The sequence below is a fragment of the Sorangium sp. So ce302 genome (assembly GCF_051530145.1).
Classification (GTDB): domain Bacteria; phylum Myxococcota_A; class Polyangia; order Polyangiales; family Polyangiaceae; genus Sorangium; species Sorangium cellulosum_B.
Genome location: NZ_CP150326.1, coordinates 10,016,375 through 10,035,022, shown reverse-complemented (window position 1 = coordinate 10,035,022; position 18,648 = coordinate 10,016,375). Strand labels below are relative to the sequence as shown.

At 72.0% G+C, this 18,648-nt stretch carries 12 protein-coding genes; 8 read left to right on the top strand and 4 right to left on the bottom strand.

Going from position 1 to position 18,648, the window contains the following annotated elements:
• Positions 1 to 14: 14 nt before the first annotated feature.
• From WME73_RS37970 to WME73_RS37960, 3 genes are all read right to left on the bottom strand, one after another.
• Entirely contained in the window at positions 15 to 1,169 is a 1,155-nt protein-coding gene (locus tag WME73_RS37970) for a hypothetical protein (RefSeq protein ID WP_437912748.1), read from the bottom strand.
• A 61-nt stretch (positions 1,170 to 1,230) separates the two neighbouring features.
• Positions 1,231 to 1,803, bottom strand: coding sequence for a hypothetical protein (locus WME73_RS37965; protein ID WP_437912746.1), 573 nt, complete (start codon positions 1,801 to 1,803; stop codon positions 1,231 to 1,233).
• Positions 1,778 to 2,902, bottom strand: a complete 1,125-nt coding sequence (locus tag WME73_RS37960) for a hypothetical protein (RefSeq protein ID WP_437912745.1) — start codon at positions 2,900 to 2,902, stop codon at positions 1,778 to 1,780. Before WME73_RS37960 ends, WME73_RS37965 begins: the two co-directional genes overlap by 26 nt.
• A gap of 766 nt (positions 2,903 to 3,668) precedes the next feature.
• Here WME73_RS37960 and WME73_RS37955 point away from each other — a divergent pair.
• The 7 genes from WME73_RS37955 (at position 3,669) to WME73_RS37925 (ending at position 14,966) form a co-directional block, all read left to right on the top strand.
• Positions 3,669 to 4,340, top strand: a complete 672-nt coding sequence (locus tag WME73_RS37955) for a hypothetical protein (protein ID WP_437912743.1) — start codon at positions 3,669 to 3,671, stop codon at positions 4,338 to 4,340.
• A complete protein-coding gene (locus tag WME73_RS37950; RefSeq protein ID WP_437912742.1) occupies positions 4,337 to 5,470 on the top strand; it encodes a hypothetical protein in 1,134 nt (377 codons plus the stop codon). Before WME73_RS37955 ends, WME73_RS37950 begins: the two co-directional genes overlap by 4 nt.
• 116 nt (positions 5,471 to 5,586) lie before the next feature.
• Positions 5,587 to 6,186 carry a hypothetical protein gene (locus tag WME73_RS37945; RefSeq protein ID WP_437741166.1) on the top strand — a complete coding sequence of 200 codons (600 nt, stop codon included), beginning with the start codon at positions 5,587 to 5,589 and terminating at the stop codon, positions 6,184 to 6,186.
• Between the two features lie 162 nt (positions 6,187 to 6,348).
• On the top strand, positions 6,349 to 9,096 hold the full coding sequence (locus WME73_RS37940) for an ATP-binding protein (protein ID WP_437912741.1): 2,748 nt from the start codon (positions 6,349 to 6,351) through the stop codon (positions 9,094 to 9,096).
• Positions 9,097 to 9,236: 140 nt separating this feature from the next.
• Positions 9,237 to 10,913, top strand: coding sequence for a hypothetical protein (locus tag WME73_RS37935; RefSeq protein ID WP_437741164.1), 1,677 nt, complete (start codon positions 9,237 to 9,239; stop codon positions 10,911 to 10,913).
• Between the two features lie 142 nt (positions 10,914 to 11,055).
• Complete coding sequence (locus WME73_RS37930; protein ID WP_437741163.1) at positions 11,056 to 12,843, top strand: hypothetical protein; 1,788 nt, start codon at positions 11,056 to 11,058, stop codon at positions 12,841 to 12,843.
• Positions 12,844 to 13,349: 506 nt separating this feature from the next.
• On the top strand, positions 13,350 to 14,966 hold the full coding sequence (locus WME73_RS37925) for a hypothetical protein (protein WP_437741162.1): 1,617 nt from the start codon (positions 13,350 to 13,352) through the stop codon (positions 14,964 to 14,966).
• Between the two features lie 201 nt (positions 14,967 to 15,167).
• On the opposite strand, the gene WME73_RS37920 is transcribed toward WME73_RS37925, so the two are convergent.
• Positions 15,168 to 16,766, bottom strand: coding sequence for an ATP-dependent DNA ligase (locus WME73_RS37920; protein ID WP_437741161.1), 1,599 nt, complete (start codon positions 16,764 to 16,766; stop codon positions 15,168 to 15,170).
• Between the two features lie 772 nt (positions 16,767 to 17,538).
• On the opposite strand from WME73_RS37920, the gene WME73_RS37915 reads away from it, so the two are divergent.
• On the top strand, positions 17,539 to 18,576 hold the full coding sequence (locus WME73_RS37915) for a D-alanine--D-alanine ligase (RefSeq protein ID WP_437741160.1): 1,038 nt from the start codon (positions 17,539 to 17,541) through the stop codon (positions 18,574 to 18,576).
• The last annotated feature ends 72 nt before the right edge of the window (positions 18,577 to 18,648 follow it).

The following is an 18,648-nucleotide window of genomic DNA, read 5'->3' as shown; positions in this document are numbered from 1 at the left end:
GGGCTCTCCTGAGGCTATCGCGCCCTCTCGGGCGGACTGTCGTCGGCCTGCGCCTTGGCTCGAGCGGCGCGGACCGCGGCGAGCCAGTGCGCTTGGTCCGGATCGCTGTCCCACGGCGGGGCCTCCCGGTAGAGCGTGTCCCAGTACTCGCGCGCTGCGGCCTCGGCCGTCTCGATCTCGCTCTCTCCGTCGGGCGCGTCGTCGACGCGGTCCACGAAGGCACGCCAGGGTTCCGAGGCGTGATGGCTCAGATTCGGCCACGGCCGGCCGGGTGCCCTGTCGAAGACCCCACCGCTGCTCTGGAGATAGCTCTCGTAGGCGCTCTGAGCGATGGCGTCGCGCCGGCGGCGGTTGACATGCCTCGTGCAACAATCACGAACCGCTTGGGCCCACTCGCGGTCCTCCTCCGGCACGTCGTCCCGCCATGCGCTCGCATAGAGAGCGCGCAGCTCCTGCTGGCGTGTCAGCCACCCCTGTCGATCGCCGGGTACTGGCGGAGCCTGGAGGGCCTGGTCGCGCTCGGCACGGAGGGCTCGCTCGCGCGCGGCGCTCGGTCCGGGGTACTCCGGCAGCCCGGCGCCCCAGTACCACGGTGGTTCCAGCATCGGAGGGATGGGCCTCTTCATCGAGCTCGGGGCGCCGCGGAGAGCGAGCCGAAAACCCCGCTGGAAGGCGCGGAGCATCCCGGGCCGGTGCTGCTCGGCCGTGTCGTCGGAAGCAAGGGTCCGCCAGAGGTAGGTACGCTGAAGGCGCGAGGCTGCCGCGGCCGGGGCCTGTTCACCGTCGCTGGCAGGCGTCTCGTCGAACGCATTGACGAAGGCGAGGAACGCGCTCTCGACGGCGGCGAGCAGCATCGGCCACGGCGGGGTGAACGTCCGGGGAATGTGCCCCTGGCTGCCCCGGAGAGCGCTTTCGCTGGCTCCCGGCTCTGTGCCGTTCGGTCCCTGATCGTCGACCCACTTCCTGAAGCTCTCGCGGTGCGCCGCCGCCCATGCGCGGTCCCTCTCGGGCAGATCGTCGTACCACACTTCGGCGCACAGCTTGCCCAGATCCTCCGAGCGCGACCTCCATCGTTCGGGATCCTTGGTCGAGAACAGCGCGTGTCCGAGCGCCGCCTCGCGCACGACTCGAGTCACGAAGGGCTTCGTCTCCCCCAGCGAAGGGTTCATGAGCAATCTCCGGGTCGACCGCACGTGGGGTCGGTGGGCTCTACGCCCGTCAAGGTCATACCTACCAGAAGATCCGACCTGCCGCTGCTGGCTCCACGCTGACACCAGACCACGCGAGCGTGCGGATGAAGCGGACACCGCACGTCGCCACGATCGCCACATGCTGCGTCGACAGATAGGCCGCGCCGGCCTCCATGGCCGGGAAGAATCCAAGATGCCGCAGGCACAACCCCCATGCGTTGCACACAGGGATGCGCCCGAAGTCGAGCCGCGCCGCGAGCTCGAAGGACACCGGCGCACGGAACGGCCTGCCCCGGACGGCCGCGGTGGGGCCGGTCAGCACGCCGAGCCAGCGCGCGTCGCCGCCCAGACCGAAGAGGCCCACGTCGGCGCCGATGCCGATGTCCACGGCGTTGCGGACGGGCCATCGGCGCAAGCCGGTGACCGACGGCATGATGCCGCCCGTCGCGCGCGTGGCACGCGACCCCAGCACGACGTAGGTCGCCTTGACGTCGATCTCCCAGCGCGGCGGCGCGCTCTCTTCCGCCCGCGCTACCGCGGGCAGGAGCGACAGCGCGACGAGCCCGGCGCGCGACCCCCTCCGAGCGCTACCTGTCCATCGCCGGCGGACCATCGTCGGCCTGCGCCTTCCTTCGAGCGGCGCGGACCGCTGCGAGCCAGTGCGATTGGTCGGGGTCGCTGTCCCATGGGGGGGCCTCCTGGTAGAGCGTGTCCCAGTATTCCCATACGGCCGCCTCGGTCGTCGCCTGCTCGCTCTCGCCTTCGGGCGCCTCCTCGACGCGGTCCACGAACGAACGCCATGGTTCCGAGGCGAGGTGCCACAGGCTCGGCCACGGCCGAGCAGGCTCCCCACCGAAGCGTCCATCGCTGCTCCGGAGATAGCCTTCGTAGGCGCTTTGCGCGAGGGCGTTTCGCCGGGGACTGTTGACCGACATCGTGCACGCGTTGCGGAACGCTGCGGCCCAGATGCGGTCCTCCTCCGGCACATCGTCTCTCCATGCGGTCGCATACAGCGTGCGCAGTTCCTCCTCGCGCGCCGTAAGCTCCTCCCGAGTCGCCGGAAACGGCAGTGCCTGGATTGCGCGCTCGCGCGCGGCGGTCGGTCCGGGGAACTCAGGAAATCCGGGTCCGCCCCAGTAACGAGGTGACGTCAGCATCGGCGGGATGGGCCGCGTCAACGTCCTCGGTTTTCCGCGGCGGCCGATCCGAAATCCCCTCCGAAAGGCGCGGAGCGCCTGGGCCCGGATCTCCGCGGCCGTATCGTCGGACGTCAGCGTTCGCCAGAAATAGGTCCCGTGGAGGCGAGAGGTGGGATCAATCGGAGCGAGCTCGCTTGTGTCCCCGTGCTCTTCCTTGAAGGCCTCGAGCATGAAAAAGAATGCGCTCTGGACGGCTTCCAGCAGCATCGGCCAAGGTGGAGCCGGATGTCCGTCGAAGCGTCCGTGGCGGCTCGGGAGAGCGCCTGCGTTCCCTTGGCCAACGCCCGGGGGGCGCGAATCGTCAATCCACTGTCTGAACTTCTTGCGGTGCCGCTCTGCCCATATGCGGTCCTCCTCCAGCAAGTCGTCTCGCCACGCTTCGGCGCAATGCCTGCCCAGATTCTCGAGGTCCCAGTTCCATGACTTGGGGTCTTTGGTTGTAAAGAGGCCGTGTCCGAAGACTGCTTCGCGCAGTTGAACCCCTCCCGGTGGGAAGTTCGACCACCACTTCACGGCCAATCTCCGGATTGGCCGCCCGTCCGATCGAATGGCATTGTCGCGATCCGGTCTCTCAGCTCGTCGCGATCGCTGGGACCCACGATGGAGCAGCCGCAGGCAAACACGACGAGCAGAACGCCGCGCCGATGGTTCATCGGTTTTCCCCTGATTCACCGATCCACGTACCCGCAGACGGTGGCCGACCTTACCAGCGGTCGCCGCCGCCGGTCAAGCCGCGACGGACCACCTGGAGGACGGTGACCGGCGCCCAAGCGGCGCCACTGGCCGGGGCTTCGCCTTCGAAGAAGTGGCAGTGACGGTGCCGAACAATTGGCCGAACATCGCCGGGTCGGGGACGCCCGCCCGAGCCGCCCTTCACCAGCAGCGCAGAGTTGCGCCGCTCCTTCGAGCGCGGCTCCGCGAACGCTCGCGCCGCTCGACCTGGGTTGAGAGGGCACCACGCACTCGGCGCCGTCCACCGCGGAACTCCGGCTCCCTCCGCCCCGGGTCTCGACTAAAATATGACCCCACAGGCATTTTTCATCCCACCGACCTCTGGTGATATCGTCCCAGGCGTCAGTGTCGGGTTTGGGGCGGTGGCGCCGCTCTGGCGCGGGGATGAAGCGCGGTCCTCTCTCGCGCCCGTGCGAACTCGCTCAGGAACAGCGACGCCCCCAGGTACGCATCGGGAAGGCACGGCGCGGGGACTGGGTGCGCGGATGGCTTGATGCTCACCGCCTGTCCATGGAATCCTGCGCGCATGAAGCTGCTCCTGAAGGCCATGGCGGCCGCCGCGGTCACCGTGATCGCCCTTGGCTGCTCGATCGTGGATCCCGACGATCGCGACGAGCTGAGACGACGGATCTCGACGCTTCCGGCCGCGACGCTATCGCGCTTGCAGAAAACGAAAATGAACACCAATGCGCTGAGCTGGCTGCTGACCTACAAGGACGAACACGATCAGGTGGGCAAGCTCCAGTGCCGGTTGAAGGCCGGCGGCACCTGGAGCGGCTGGAACGACCAGGAGCCGACGTACACCGTCGAGGACTTGATCCAGTGTCTCCTTGAAGGAGGAAATATCCCCGTGACCTACACGATGTGTGCCGACGAATTTCAAGGCAGGGGCAATGCGGCCATGAATCTCAAGATCCTGCACGAGGAGCAGGTGCCGGGCGTGACGCACGTCGAGTGCAGGTTCGTGTGGGATTTTCGTTACGAGCCGGAGAAGGTGCCGTCCAACCTGACGAACCCCAGATCGATCACACTCGACGAGCTGATCGACTGGCTGATCTCGCTCCCGGCGCCGCCTCCGGGATTTGCTGCCCCTCAGCTCGTCCCGCTCCTCTGTCCGCTCGGCGCGGGGCCAGGCTGGGGGTGCCCACCTCGGCCGACGGACCTTCCGGGCGAGCAACCCACCGACCCGACGGGCGGTGAGCCAGGGGATCATCCATGAAGCTCAAAACGTCGCGCGTGCGGTACCTCATGCGGCGCATCGAGGTCGAGGCGGGCACGGCGAGTCACCTATTTTCGCCCCAGGATGCCCTGGGTCGGAACATGGACCTCGAGACCCTGGGCAGGCTGTGCGCCGAAGCATGGCACGACGACCTGCCCGAGGCGGACCGCGCATGGGCCGAGGCGCATCGCGAGAAATTCGGGAGGTGGGTCGACGATTCGCGGCCCGAGGCCATCCGCCCGAGGGTGGACGCGGGCTCTCCCCAGAGCCTCACGGGCAGGTTCGACAAGGAGCCCGCTCCGCCGTGGCCGATGCTGCTCGAAGCCGTCAAGAGCGCGTTTTTTACCTTCGTCGTGGACTTCGAGCAGACGGTCGCGGGCGAGGGCGAGGGCGCGACGGGCGATCCGACAGCGCGCCTCCACCGGACGTCCGTCTGGCGGGCGCTGACGGTCGACGACGCCCCCGAGGTGGACCGGCCCTCGGCGCTCCGCGCCTTTCGGAGGGGGTTTCGGCGTGGGCGCCGCGGGCTCCCGAGCTCCATGACGAGGCCCATCCGCCCGATGGTGGATGTTGCGCGCTCCTGGACGTTTAGGGTGCCTCCTCTCCCCGGACCGAGCGCGGCGCGCAACCGAGCCCTCGCGGACGCGTTGCGTCACACGACGGTTCTCAAGGAGTCGGCGGTGCTCCTGCAGGAGCTGCGCGAGCTCTATGCGAGCGCCTGGCGAGAGGACGTGCCGGAGGAGGACCGCGAATGGGCCGAGTCCTACCGCCACTCCTGCGTGAACGAGGTCAACCGTCGCCGGCGAGACGCCGTGGCCCAGAGCGCGTACGAGGGCTATCTCCAGAGCAGCGATGGGCTCTTCGACGGAGAGCCCGCAAGGCCGTGGCCGAACCTGAGAGGCTACGACTCGGACCCATGGCGTGCTCTCGTGGATGCCGTCGAGGACGCGCCCGAAGGCGAGAGCGAGCTCGCGACCGCCGAGGCGGCAGCGCGCGAATTCTGGGACTCGCTCTACCGGGAAGCCCCGCCGTGGGACAGCGACCCGGCCAAGGTGCACTGGCTCGCGGCGGTCCGAGCCGCGCGACGAAAGGGGCTGTCCGGCGATGTTCCGCCGGACGGGGGGGCGTAGCGCTCACGGACTCCCATTTGCTCATGGCACGGAACTGCCGCTCCCTCCGCCCCGGGTCTCGACTAAAATAAGACCCCATGCGCTTTTTTCATCGCTCCGGTGGGATCGTTTTCTCCATGAAGAGCGCTCGCGCGCTCGCGCGCGCCGCCGGGGTGCTCGGCGCCGTGCTCTGCGCGGGGTGCGCGGCAGACCCGGAGGCCCCGCCGCCCGAGATCTCGGTCGGCACGGTCGACGGCACGGACGCCGTGCTCGCCCTCGTGCGCGGCGAGGGCACGGTCACGCTCTACGTCTGCGGCGGCGTGAGCAGCTACGCGATCATGACCCGGTGGTTCGAGGGAGCCGAGGACCCGAGCGGCGCGTTCTCGCTCGAGAGCGACGGGTGGATGGCCACCGCCGATCCGGGCGGCGAGTCCGGCCGGCTGCGCACGCCGGAGGGCGCGGAGCTCGCCTTTCGCGCGCGCCCCGCGGCGCTCGACCGCATCGAGGGCCTCTACGCGGCGGTCGACGGCGGCTGCCGCACCGGCGCCGTCGTCTTCACGCCCGACGACACCGACGCGCCCGCGCTCCAGGGCACCTGGTGCGGCGCCGGCGATCTCTATGCCCAGGTGACGCCGATCCGCCCGCTGTCGGTGCTCGATCGGCGCGGGATCGAGGTGCAGGTCGAGCTCAGCGGCGCACGGAAGAAGCTGCTCGTGACCCCGCTCGTGCGACCCTGAGCCCCCGCCGCATCTCCGCCGTCCCGCCCTATCTCCGCCGTCGCGCCGCATCTCCGCCGCCCCACCGCGTCTCCGCCGTCCCACCGCGCCCGTCCCGCCGCAGCCCCGCCGTCCGCCCGCTCCGGCGTTGAATCCAGCCCCCGTCCGATCGAAGGTCGGCGCATGGCGGACGCAGCTCGGCCGCGGAGGCGGCACCTTGCCCTGCCCGCGTCGCGCTTCATCGGCCGGGACGGCGAGCTCGTCGCGATCGCCGAGCTGCTCCGGCGCGGCGAACGGCTCGTCACCCTCTGGGGCCCGGCCGGCATGGGCAAGACACGCCTCGCCCTGGAGCTCGCCAGCCGGTGGGCCGAGGCGCAGGCCGGCGAGGCCGTGTGGCTCTGCGAGCTCACCGCCTGCCGCGACCTGCGCGCCGTCTGCGGCGCGGTCGCGCGCGCGATCGGAGCGCAGGTCGCGGCAGGGCGCCGGGAAGCGACGCTCGTCGAGCGGATCGGCCGCGCCCTCGCGACCGAGGGGCCGGCGCTGCTCGTGCTCGACAACCTGGAGCACGTGCTCGAGCAGGCCGCGCCGGCCCTCGACGCGTGGGTGCGCGCGGCGCCCGAGCTCCGCTTCCTCGCGACGTCGCGCGAGCGCACCCGCCTGGCAGGGGAGATCAGCTACGAGCTCGGCCCTCTCGGCCTCCCCGCGGAGGGCTCGACCGAGCGCAGCGCGGCCGTGGCGCTCTTCCTCGATCGCGCCGCGGCCCACCGCGCTGCCGCACCGCCGCCGCCGCCCGGCGACGAGCACCTCGCCGACGTCGCCGCGCTGGTGCGGCGGCTCGAGGGCATCCCGCTCGCGATCGAGCTCGCGGCGGCGCGCGAGGGCGTGCTCGGCGTGCGCGGCCTGCTCGCGCGGCTCGGGAGCCGGCTCGATCTGCTGGCGGGCGCGGCGCGCGGCAGGGAGGCGCGGCAGGCGACGCTGCGCGGCGCGATCGAGTGGTCGTGGGACCTCCTCGACGACCGCGAGCGACGGGCGCTCGCCTGCTGCTCCGCCTTCCACGGGCCGTTCACGCTCGCGGCGGCCGCCGCCGTCCTCGCGGAGCCTGACGCCGCCGCGATCGATCGGATCGAGGCGCTGCGCGACAAGTCGCTGCTCCGCGCGGCGCCCCCGAGGAGCGACGGGGCGACGCGCTTCGCGCTCTACGAGGTGGTGCGAGAGCTCGCCGCCGAGAAGCTCGCCGAGCGCGGGGAGCGCGAGGCCGCGATCGAGCGGCACGCGGCGTTCTACCTGGCCGCGGGCGAGGCGGCGGCCGCGGACTTCGAGCGGCGCGGCGCGCTCGACGCGCTCAACCGCATCGCCGGCGATCTGGAGGAGCTGCTCGCCGTCGCCGAGGGCGCGCTCGCCCTGGCGACGGCGCCTCGCGCCGGCTCCGAGGCGGCGGCCGAGCGCGCGCTGCGGGCGCTCTGCGCCATCGAGCCCGTGCTCAGCACCCGCGGGCCGTTCGGGGCGCAGCTCGAGCTGCTCGACCGCGCGCTCGCGGCGGCCGAGGCGCTCGCGGCCGATCCGCGCGTGGTGGCCCGCGCGCTCGCGGCGCGGGGGCGCGCGCGGCGGCTCCGAGGGCAGGCGGAGGCCGCGCTCGAGGACCTCGAGCGCGCCCGCGCGCAGGCGGCGGCGCTCGGCGCAGAGGCGCTCCTCTCGGGGATCCTCGCGGACCTCGGCGTGCTCCACCACGGCCGGCGCGACATGGAGCGCGCGCGCGACCACTACGCGCAGGCGCTCGCGCTCCACCGCGCCCTCGGCGACCGCCGCGCCGAGGGGCGGGTGCTCGGCAACCTCGGCGCGCTCCACCACGACGAGCGCCGCGAGGGCGAGGCCGCCGCCTACTACGAGCAGGCGATCGCGATCGCGGCGGAGATCGGCGACGGCCGGATGGAGGGCATCTTCTCGACGAACGCCGGCCTGCTCGAGCAGGAGCGCGGGGCGCCCGCGCAGGCGCGGCGGCGCTACGAGCGCGCCGCCGCGATCCTCGGCGAGGTGGGCGATCTCCGGCTGCTCGCGATCACGCTCGGCAACCTCGGCGCGCTCCACCACGAGGAGGGGCGCCTCGCCGATGCGCGCGCGTGCCACGGCCGCGCGGTGGGGCTGCTCCGCGAGGTCGGGGACCGCCGCTCCGAGGGGATCGCCCTCTGCCGCCTCGGGGCGGCGCTCGCGTCGGTCGGCGAGGTGGAGGAGGCGCGGCGCGCGATCGAGCCCGCGGAGCGGCTGCTCGCGCAGCTCGGGGACGAGCCCGACGTGGAGCTCGCGCGGGTGGCGTCCGGCTTCGTCGACCTCGCGCTCGCCCAGGCGGCGCGCCGCGCGGGGCGGGGGGAGGAGGCGGCGGCGCACGCGGGCGCGGCGCGGCGCAGGATCGGGCGCGCCCGGGAGGGATCGCCGTCGAGCGCGAGCCGATCCGACGACGTGCGGCTGCTGCTCCGGATCCTGGAGCGCAGCCTGGCGGCGCTGGGCGGCCTGCCCGAGGCGCGGGCGGAGGGCGAGCTCCTCCTGACCGAGGGGGCGCGCTTCGTCCGCCCGCCGGGCGGCGGCTGGCACGACCTGCGCGAGCGCCACGCGGCGCGGCGCCTGCTGCACGCGCTGGCCGAGCAGCAGCGGTCTGCGCCCGGCCGAGGGCTCTCCCTGGCCGCGCTGAAGGAGGCGGGGTGGCCCGGCGAGCGGATCTTGCCGGGCGCGGCGGCGAACCGGATCTACGTGGCGATGAACCAGCTGCGGAAGCTCGGGATGAAGCCGTGGCTCCGGAGAGACGCAGAGGGGTACTCGCTGGATCCGGCGCTGCCGGTCCACTACGTCGCGGTGGAGCCGGCCGCGGGGGGAGGGGGCGATCCGCGCACGGGGGAGACGGACGAGGGGGACGGCGGGGGCGGGGGGAAGCGGCGGTAGGGGGCTGCTCGCCAGCCGCCTGCGGAATGGCTGGGAGAGCGAGGGCGGGGGCGCCGCGGGAGGGCGCGCGAGTCGGTTTAAGAGGGGATTAAGGGGTGGTCCTGCGGCGGGGACCTAGCCTGTGAGGCGGAGGTCACGCCATGCGCATCATTGCTTCTGCTCTGCTGATCCTTGTCCCTGCCATTCCCCTCGCCGGATGCAGTGAGCCCGAGCCGGCCGCCGCATCGAGCAGCGCTACCAGCGCGGGATCAGGAGGTTTCGGCGGCGATGGAGTGGGGGCCGGCAGCACGGGTGAGGGCGGTGGCCCCGGTTGGGGCGGCAGCACGGGTGAGGGCGGCGGCCCCGGTTGGGGCGGCAGCACGGGTGAGGGCGGCGGCCCAGGTGAGGGCGGCGGCCCAGGTGAGGGCGGCGGCCCAGGTGAGGGCGGCGGCCCAGGTGAGGGCGGCGGCCCAGGTGAGGGCGGCAGCACGGGTGAGGGCGGCGCCCCGGACGGCGGCTGGGGATCGCTGCCAGCAGACGCCTGGTATCGGCAGATCTCGAGCCCCGATGGCGAGTGGGCCATGGCCCTCGCGATCGATAGCGAAGCAAACGTCGTCCTGGCTGGCAGCTCGATGGGAACGGCCGACTTCGGCGCGGGCGCCACGCCGCTCGTCGGCTTCGAGGACCCCTTCGTCGCCACGTATGCAGACGACGGCGCCCTGCGCTGGGTCCGGCGCTTCCGCGGCTACCAGGCGATGGTCACGGGGGTCGCCGTCGACCGAAACGACGGCATCGCCGTCGTCGGCCACTACGCGGAGGGTCCTCTCGAAGCCGGTGACCTCGTCCTGGAAGCGCCGGATGTAGACGACCCGGAGGTCGCGGGGGTCCCCTCGTCCGACATCTTCGTCCTCGCGCTCGATCGGGACGGCAGCCCGCGCTGGATGCACCGCCTGGGCGGCGGCGGCATCGACCAGGGAGGCCGCGTGACCGTCGGTCCCGGAAACGACGTCTTCGTGGCCGCCCAGTCCGCGGGCCGCCTCACCCTCGCCAGGTTCTCCGCCGACGGGACGACCCGCTTCACGACGGACGTGGGACACCTGTCTGGACTCGCCCCGTTGTGGGCCCCGATCGGCGGGCTGGCCGTGGACCTCCACGGCGACATCTTCGTCGCCGGCGACTTCACCGGCGACGCCGACCTCGGCGGGGGCGCCACCCTCGGGCTGAAAGGCAATCAGGCCTGGGTGGCGAAGTACTCTGGGGAGGACGGCGCCCACCTCTGGTCGAGGCACTTCGGCAAACCCAGGGACCTGGGTTCTAGCGGCGGCGATATGGCGAAGGCGCTGATCGTAGACGAGCACGGCGACGTGCTGGTCGCCGGTCAGTTCGCGCAGGGCGTCGACCTCGGCGAGGGATCCATCGACGATGTCTTACGCGGCGCGTTCGTCATGAAGCTCGCCGGCGAGGACGGCGCGATCCGGTGGGCAAGGGCGTTCCCGACGTTCGGGGTCCGCTCGGCAAGCCTCTCGTTCGCGCCCGACGGCCGGGTCGCGCTCATCGTCGCCTCGTTCGGCGCGCCCCCCGACCTCGGCGGCGGCGCGTTGGACGAGCTGGGAACCTACGCCGCCACCTACGAGCCAGACACCGGCGCGCTCGTCGCGCAGCGGCGGCTCGTCTCGCTCGGCAGCGAGAACACGGAGGCTGTCGACCCCGTCTTCGTGCTCGACGCGAAAGGACACCTGTCGATGGTGGCGAACTTCTACCGCGAGCTACAGACCGGCTTCGGCACCCTGAAGAGCAAAGGCTGGACCGACATCCTCCTCGCGCACCTGCCGCTCTGAGACGGACGGCTCTCCCCGAGCGTCATCGTCCATCTCCGCCTCCTCTCGTCCGGCCGCGGCAGGGAGCGCGCGAGTCGGTTTAAGAGGGGATTAAGGGGCGGTCCTCGGGCGGCGACCTAGCCTGTTCGGCGGAGGTCACGCCATGCGCATCATCGCTTCTGCTCTGTTGATCCTTGTCCCTACCATCCCCCTCGCCGGATGCGGTGAGAGCCGTGTGCCCGAGCCGGCCGCCGCATCGAGCAGCGCTAGCAGCGCGGGATCCGGAGGATCCGGCGGCGACGGCGTGGCGGGCGGAGGCGCCGGGGGCGCTGGCCCCGGCGAGGGCGGCGGAGGCGCCGGGGGCACTGGCCCCGGCGGGGGCGCCGGATACGGCGGGGGCGCCGAGGGTGGCGGGGGCGCTGGCCCCGGCTGGGGCGCCGAGGGCGGCGGAGGCGCTGGCCCCGGCGAGGGCGGTGGAGGTGCTGGTCCCGGCGAGGGAGGCGGAGGCGCTGGCCCCGGCTGGGGCGCCGATGGCGGTGGCGGCGCCGATGGCGGCGAGGGAGGCGGAGGCGCTGGCCCCGGCTGGGGCGCCGATGGCGGTGGCGGCGCCGATGGCGGCGAGGGCGCCGGGGGATCGCTGCCAGCGGGGGCCTGGTACCGGCAAATCATTGGACCCCGTAGTCTGTCTGCCGCGGCCCTCGCGCTCGATGGCGGGGCAAACGTCGTCCTGGCTGGCAGCGCCCTGGGAGGGGTCGACTTCGGCGCGGGCCCCACGCCGCTCATCGGGTTCAAGGACCTCTTCGTCGTCAAGTATGCAGACGACGGCGCCCTGCGCTGGGCCCGGCGCTTCGGCGGCAAGCTGATGACGGCCACGGGGGTCGCGATCGACGGAAACGACGGCATCGCCGTCGTCGGCGACTACTCGGGAGGTCCGTTCGACGCCGGAGACTTCGGCCAGGAAGATCCGGAACCACACGACCCGGACGTCGCCTCATCCGGCATGTTCGTCCTCGCGCTCGATCGGGACGGCGCCACGCGCTGGGTGCATCGCCCGGGCGACAGCGGCTCCTCCCACGGAGGCTTCGTGGCCGTCGGTCCCGAAAACGCCGTCGTCGTCGCCGCCGAATCCGAAAACCGCCTCACCCTCGTCAAGCTCGCCGCCGACGGGACGACCCGCTTCGCCACGGACGCGGGAAACCTGCATCACGCCGCCAAGATTGTGGTCCCGCCCCCGATCGGCGGGGTGGCCGTGGACGTCCGCGGCGATATCCTCGTCGCAGGGACTTACTCCGACGACGATATCACCGGCGGGACTTCTGACGGGGTGACGGGCGGTCTGGTCTGGGTGGCGAAGTACTCGGGGAAGGACGGCGCCCACCTCTGGTTGAGGCGCGTCAGTGCATCCCAGGACATCGGGTCGGGCAGCGGCAACCTGGCGCAGGCGCTGAGCGTGGACGAGCACGGCGACGTTCTGATCGCCGGCCAGCTCGCACAGGGCGCCGCCCCCGGCGGGCGCCCGCCGAGCCACGGCACGGCCGGCGCCTTCCTCACGAAGCTCGCCGGCGAGGACGGCGCGATCCGGTGGGCGAAGGCGTTTCCGGCTCCGGCCAACGAGGTCGGCTCGACCAGCCTCTCGTTCGCGCCCGACGGCCGGCTCGCGCTCATCGCCTCGTTCAGCGCGCCCACCGATCTCGGCGGCGGCTCGCTGGACGAGCCGGGAACCTACGTCGCCACCTACGAGCCAGGCACCGGGGCGTTCGTCGCGCGGCGGCGGCTCGTCGAGCTCGGCACAATGGACGCGTCCTTCGGCCGCGCCGCCTCCGCGCTCGACGCGAAAGGAGACTTGTCGATCGTGAGTAACTTCAACAACAGCGACGCCCCACAGACCGCCTTCGGCACCCACAAGGCCCTAGGCTTGAACAGCATCCTCCTCGTGCGCCTGCCGCTCTGAGACGGACAGCTCGCCCCGAGCCTCATCCATCCCCCGCCCCCTCCTCTCCTCCGGCCCCCGTCGCCCGCCGCTCCCGGTCTGAAGTGTTACCAGGGCTCCGCTCATACACTGCGCGGCCCCGCCGCCCCTCCTGTGCCGCCTCAGCGCCCTCCTCAACGCTTCCCCCTCGTGCGCCTGCCTCCGTGGGATCCATGGTGCGCCTTCGCGACGGGAGCACCGCGATCTCCCCTCTGGCCAGAGAGCCCAGGGGGGACCGATACTTGTCGATCATCCGCCCTTCTGTCCGGAGGGGCGCATACCCCGACAAGGAGGCAATGTTTCCGAACTCGACGGAGACATCGGCCCATCCCCCACCCCTCCCCGCGAACACCCTCTCCGCGGGCCTGCGAAATGGATGAGAGAGCAAGGGCGATGGCGCCGCGCGAAGGAGCGCGCGAATCGCTTTAAGATGGGATTAAGGGGCGATCCTCGGGCGGGGACGTAGCCTGCTGCGCGGAGGTCACGCCATGCGCATTATCGCTTCTGTCCTGTTGATCCTTGCCCCTGCCATCATCCTCGCCGGATGCGGTGAGAGCCGTGAGGCCGATCCGGCCGTCAATTCGAGCGGCGCTTATGGCGCTGGATCGGGCGGATCCGGCGGTGACGGCGTGGGGGGTTGGGGCGGCGGCCCGGGGCAGGGCGGCGGTCCAGGGCAGGGCGGTGGTCCAGGGCAGGGCGGCGGTCCAGGGCAGGGCGGTGGTCCAGGGCAGGGCGGCGGTCCAGGGCAGGGCGGCGGTCCAGGGCAGGGCGGCGGTCCAGGGCAGGGCGGCGGCTCGGATGGCGGCGGTGGAGGAGAGCCGTCCGGCGAGCCGGTGGATTGCGCGAACCTACCCCACTTCGCGGCCGGCAAGCAGCCGGTGGTGTTCCTCCACGTGGCGCCCGGCGGGACGGACGCCGCGGGGTGCGGGACGGAGGAGGCACCGTGCTCGACCCTCGCCGCGGCCGTGAGCGCGGCGACTCCGGGGACGGCGGTGCGGATCCACGCCGGCACGTACGAGCCCGAGCAGATCAGCGACGTCGCCGGCACCGCCGAGGCGCCGATCTGGATCGGCGGTGCACCGGGGGAGGAGCGGCCGGTATTCGTCGGTGGGGACCCGGTCCTGCACTTCTCGCGGCTGCGCCACGTGGTGATGCACGACCTCGAGATCACCCAGACCTTGCCCACCAGAGATGTCCCCGCGCTCATCGTCGATGACGGCGAGGCATACGCCGATCCGACAGCGACGCAATTCGTCGCTGTCGAGCGCGTGTCCGTACGCGGCATCTACACGTATTCCGCCAAGGCTGTGCGCTTGGCCGGACTCCACGACTTCTGGCTGCTGGACAGCGAGTTCATGGACCTGGACAAGACTGAAGGGCTCGAGATCATGGGTTCGCACCGCGGCGTGGTCGCCGGCAATGCGCTCGGCAAGGGCGTCGTGATCGGGGGCGGCAGCTCGGACGTCGAGATCCGCAACAATCGCATCTTCGATATCGTCGGGGCCTACGGGGTCCGGCTCGGCACGATCGTGTCGCCCGAGGCGTTTCGCCCGCCGGTCGCGCCGGGGGCCGACATCATCGAGGTGCAGGACGTACGCGTGCTCGGAAACCTGATCGTGGCGCCCGGCGTGGCGGTCTCTTTCAACGGCTGTGTGGGGTGCCTGGTCGCCAACAACACCATCGTGTTCCCGAACCACAGCCTGCTGTCGTACTTTCCCGGGTCGGGAGGCGTGGGCGGAAACCCCAGGGTTCGGGCGACGGCGGACAATCGCTTCGTCAACAACATCACGTACTATCGCCGCAGCGACGTCGGGGCGACGGAGTATTATCCCCCGTCGTTCCCGACGCTGGCGACGAATTCATTGCACACGAACCTGTGGTACGCGGCCGACGATCCGGAGGCGTCGAGTCCGGTCGGGTTGCCGCTCACGGACGACGGCTCGATGGCAGGGATCGATCCGGGGTTCGTCGACGTCGCCGGTGGGGATTATCACCTCAAGCCGGACAGCCCCGCCGTGAGCAGCGGGACGCCGCTCGCGGCGCTGTCGACCGATCTCGACGGAGCTTGCTTCGACGACCCGCCCTCGCGCGGCGCGCTTCAATAGCAGCAAGGGCGAACCTCGCCCGCAGACGATCGAGAGCCCCCGGAAACGACGGGAGGCGCGGTTCCCGGGAGGCGCCGGGTACTGACGCGACAGGACACCTGATGACCGTGATGAGCCTCACCGAGGCACAGAAGAGTGAGGGCTGGCTCGGCTTCCTCCTCGCGCGCCTGCCGCTCTGAGACGGACGGCTCGCCCCGAGCGTCATCCGTCCCCCAACTCCTCTCCTCCACCCTCCGCCTGCCCCTTCTCGGCCGCCTCGCGCGCGAGCGCACCCGCATGGAGCGCCCGCACCTCATCCATCGTGCTGACCTCCCCTGCAGCCTTGTCAGGCCGGTACCTCTTCACCCGCGCAGACCGCAGCGCGACCCCCCCGGGGTACCGCGGACTCGCCTGCACGCCGTCAAAGGCGACCTCGACGACGACCACCGGCCGCACGTACACCGTGTCTGCGTCGCGGCCGATCTCGAGCTCCAGCAGCCGCTGCGTCTGCCGCGCGAGCACCTCGTCGGTCATGCCCTTGAACGTCTTGCCGAGCAGGACGAAGCCTCCCGCGCCGGGATCGCGCGCCCCGAGGTGCAGGTTGCTGAGCAGCCCCCGGCGCCGGCCGGTTCCCCAGTCGGCCGCGAGCACCACCAGGTCGAGGGTGCGCGCCCGCTTCACCTTGAGCCATGAGCCGCGGCGCCGCCCCGCCTCGTAGGGCGCGGCGAGCGACTTGGCGATCACGCCCTCATGGCCGCGGGCGAGCGCGTCGGCGAAGAACGCCTCGGCCTCGGCCGCCGTCGGCAGCTCGATGCGCGGGACACGCAGCGACCGGTCGAGCACCTGCCGGAGCGCGGCCGTGCGCTCGCTGCCGGGCCGGTCGAGCAGATCCTCGCCGTCGAGGTGCAGCACGTCGAAGAACAGGGCGCGCAGCGGCAGCTCGGCGCGCAGCGCGGCCGCGTCGTGCGCGCGGCCGAAGCGGCGCATCGTGACCTGGAACGGGTGCAGCGCGCCGTCCGGGCGAAAGGCGAGCGCCTCGCCGTCGAGCACGACCGAGCGGACCGGGAGCGCCCGGACGATCTCGACAATCTCGGGGACCGCCTTCGTGACCGGGCCGAGGCCGCGGCTGAAGACGCGCACCTCGTCGCCGGCCTTGTGCGCCTGCACGCGCACGCCGTCGAGCTTCCACTCCAGCGCCATCGCGCGGAGCTCGCTCAGCGCCGTCGCGACGTCATCGGCCGACTGCGCCAGCATCGGCTGCACGGGGCGGAGCAGCTGCAGCGAGAAGCGCTGGAGGCCGAGCGCCCCCTCGAGGAGCGCGGCCTTGGCCACGTCCGCCGCGTCGCCGGCGAGCATCACCGCGCGCCGCAGCGAGGCCGGCGGCACCCGCGCCGCGCGCGCCACCGCGTCGACCATGACCGGCTCGAGCCTCTCCTGGCGGAGCTCGCCGGCGAGGAGCCGCGCGAAGAAGTCGCGCTCGAGATCGGTGGCGCGCGCGAACAGCCCCGCCAGCGCCGCGCGGCGCTCCCCCCCGGCCGCCGGCCCCGAGGCGCGCGCGATCTCCGTGAAGACCGCGTCGGCGTCCCCCAGGGTGAGCGCAGGCTGGGCGACAGAAGGAGAGGCCCGGCGGGCCTCTGCGAACACCGAAGGCCCGAGGCCGAGCCGCCCCTGGCGCACCCGACCGGTGAGCCAGTCGACGCCGATCTGTACCTCCGCGGGCGAGAGGCGGCGCAGGAGCGCGGCGAGCGCGCCGATCTTCTCGACACGGCGAGAGAGCGCGGCGACACGCTCGGAGGTGGCGACAAGGTCGGAAACGAGCACGCGGGCAACCCTACCCTGGCACCTCGAGAGCTCACGCTCGACGGGTCTTTTGACGAGGCCGCTGCAGGGTGTCCTCCGCAACCGAGCCGGGGAACTCCGCAGGATCGAACCTGGCCCATGGGCGCCAAGTGTTCTCCGCATGGGCCGAGAGAGCCTACCAAAGGGTGTGAGGCCGCGGAGCAGAAAAGCGCTCTCCCGCGCCGGAATGAGGGTCACTTCCGCTTGCAACCACTTGCGGGGAGGGGCGAAGAATTATCATGTCATCTGCAGGCGAGTGCCTCGCTCGGCCGCCGCCGGCGCCGCGAGCAGGCGAGAGCGCGATCGCCTTTCAGAGGATCTCGTGTGCCGGATCTCGGGTGCTGCGCGCCATCGATTCGCGAGGTGCGAAGCGCCCGACGCGCCTGCACCACCCCGCACGGGAGGGCGCGCGGAGCTGCCCCGCCGTGGCCGCAGACTCCCGAATACGCCGCGAGATGGCCCCAGCTGCGCCCGTCTCCCTCGACGGCGCGATCGCTCCGTTTAGTTGACCTCCGCCGCGGGCCTTGATACCGGGTTGGCGGTCGGCACGCCGTGGGCAGGTGAACACGGCGGGCGGGCGCGGTTTTCCTCAACCACAGCTCAGGAATAGCGCCCTCCGCTGACAAGGCCGCGGATTTTGGCCTTGGGAGCAGCTGGCTTGGTTTTTGCGCAGCACCTCTCCGGCAGCTGGACTGTACTGGAAGGAGCTGACGTGGTGTTGGTGTCCGCACGGGAAGGCGACGGAGGTTCTTCGATGGTGGAACGGCAAGTCCGGAAGCGGGTGGGCGTCGTGATGGGCGGCTCGTCGGGTGAGCGCGACGTGTCCCTGCGCTCGGGAGCGGCCGTCGCCGAGGCGCTCGAGGCCCGCGGGCACGATGTCGTGCGGATCACACTCGGGGACAGGTTCGGCGCGGAGCTCTGCGCGACGCTGCAGCGCGCGCGGCTCGACGCGGCGTTCCTGGCACTGCACGGACGTCTCGGTGAGGACGGGTGTGTGCAAGGCGTCCTGGAGCTCGCCCAGGTTCCGTACACGGGGTCGAGCGTGCTCGCGAGCGCCCTCGCGATGGACAAGCTGAAGGCCAAGGAGATGTTCCGGCTGCACAACGTGCCGACGCCTCCCTACTACACTGTGGGCGCGAATCAGGACCTCGAGGAGCTCGATGCCGTCCATGGCTCGTTCGGGTTCCCCGTCATCGTCAAGCCGCGCGGCGAGGGGTCGAGCCTCGGCGTGACCAAGGTCGGATCGCTCGAGGAGCTGAAGTCGGCGCTCGCGCTGGCGTTCGAGTTCGACGACGCCGCCATCGTGGAGCGGTTCGTGGCGGGGACCGAGGTCAACGTGGGGATCCTGGACGGGAAGGTCCTTGGTGCGATCGAGATCGTCCCGAAGAAGGGGCTCTATGACTACGAGGCCAAGTACACGCCGGGCATGACCGAGTACCACATGCCGGCGCGCCTCCCGCCGACCCGCTACCGCGGCGTCCTGAACCTGGCGGAGCGGGCGGCCCAGGCGCTCGGGTGCACGGGCGCGGTGCGGGTGGATCTGCTCGTGACCGGCGGAGAGAACGAGTACGTGCTCGAGGTGAACACGCTGCCGGGCATGACCCAGACAAGCCTCCTGCCGAAGATCGCGGAGGCCGCAGGCTACGAGTTCGGCGACCTGTGCGAGGCCATCCTGGCGAGCGCCAGGCTGCACCAGCCGGTGCGGCGCCGCGCGCCCGCCGCCTCGGAGCTGCGGCTCGGCGAGCGGGGACAGGCCGAGAAGCGGCTGCGCCTCGTGAAGTCGGCGATCTGAAGCGAAGGCGAGCGCGGCTCCGGGGCCCCTGCCGGAGCCGGGGCGCGGCGCCATAGCGCCGCTGCGAGACGT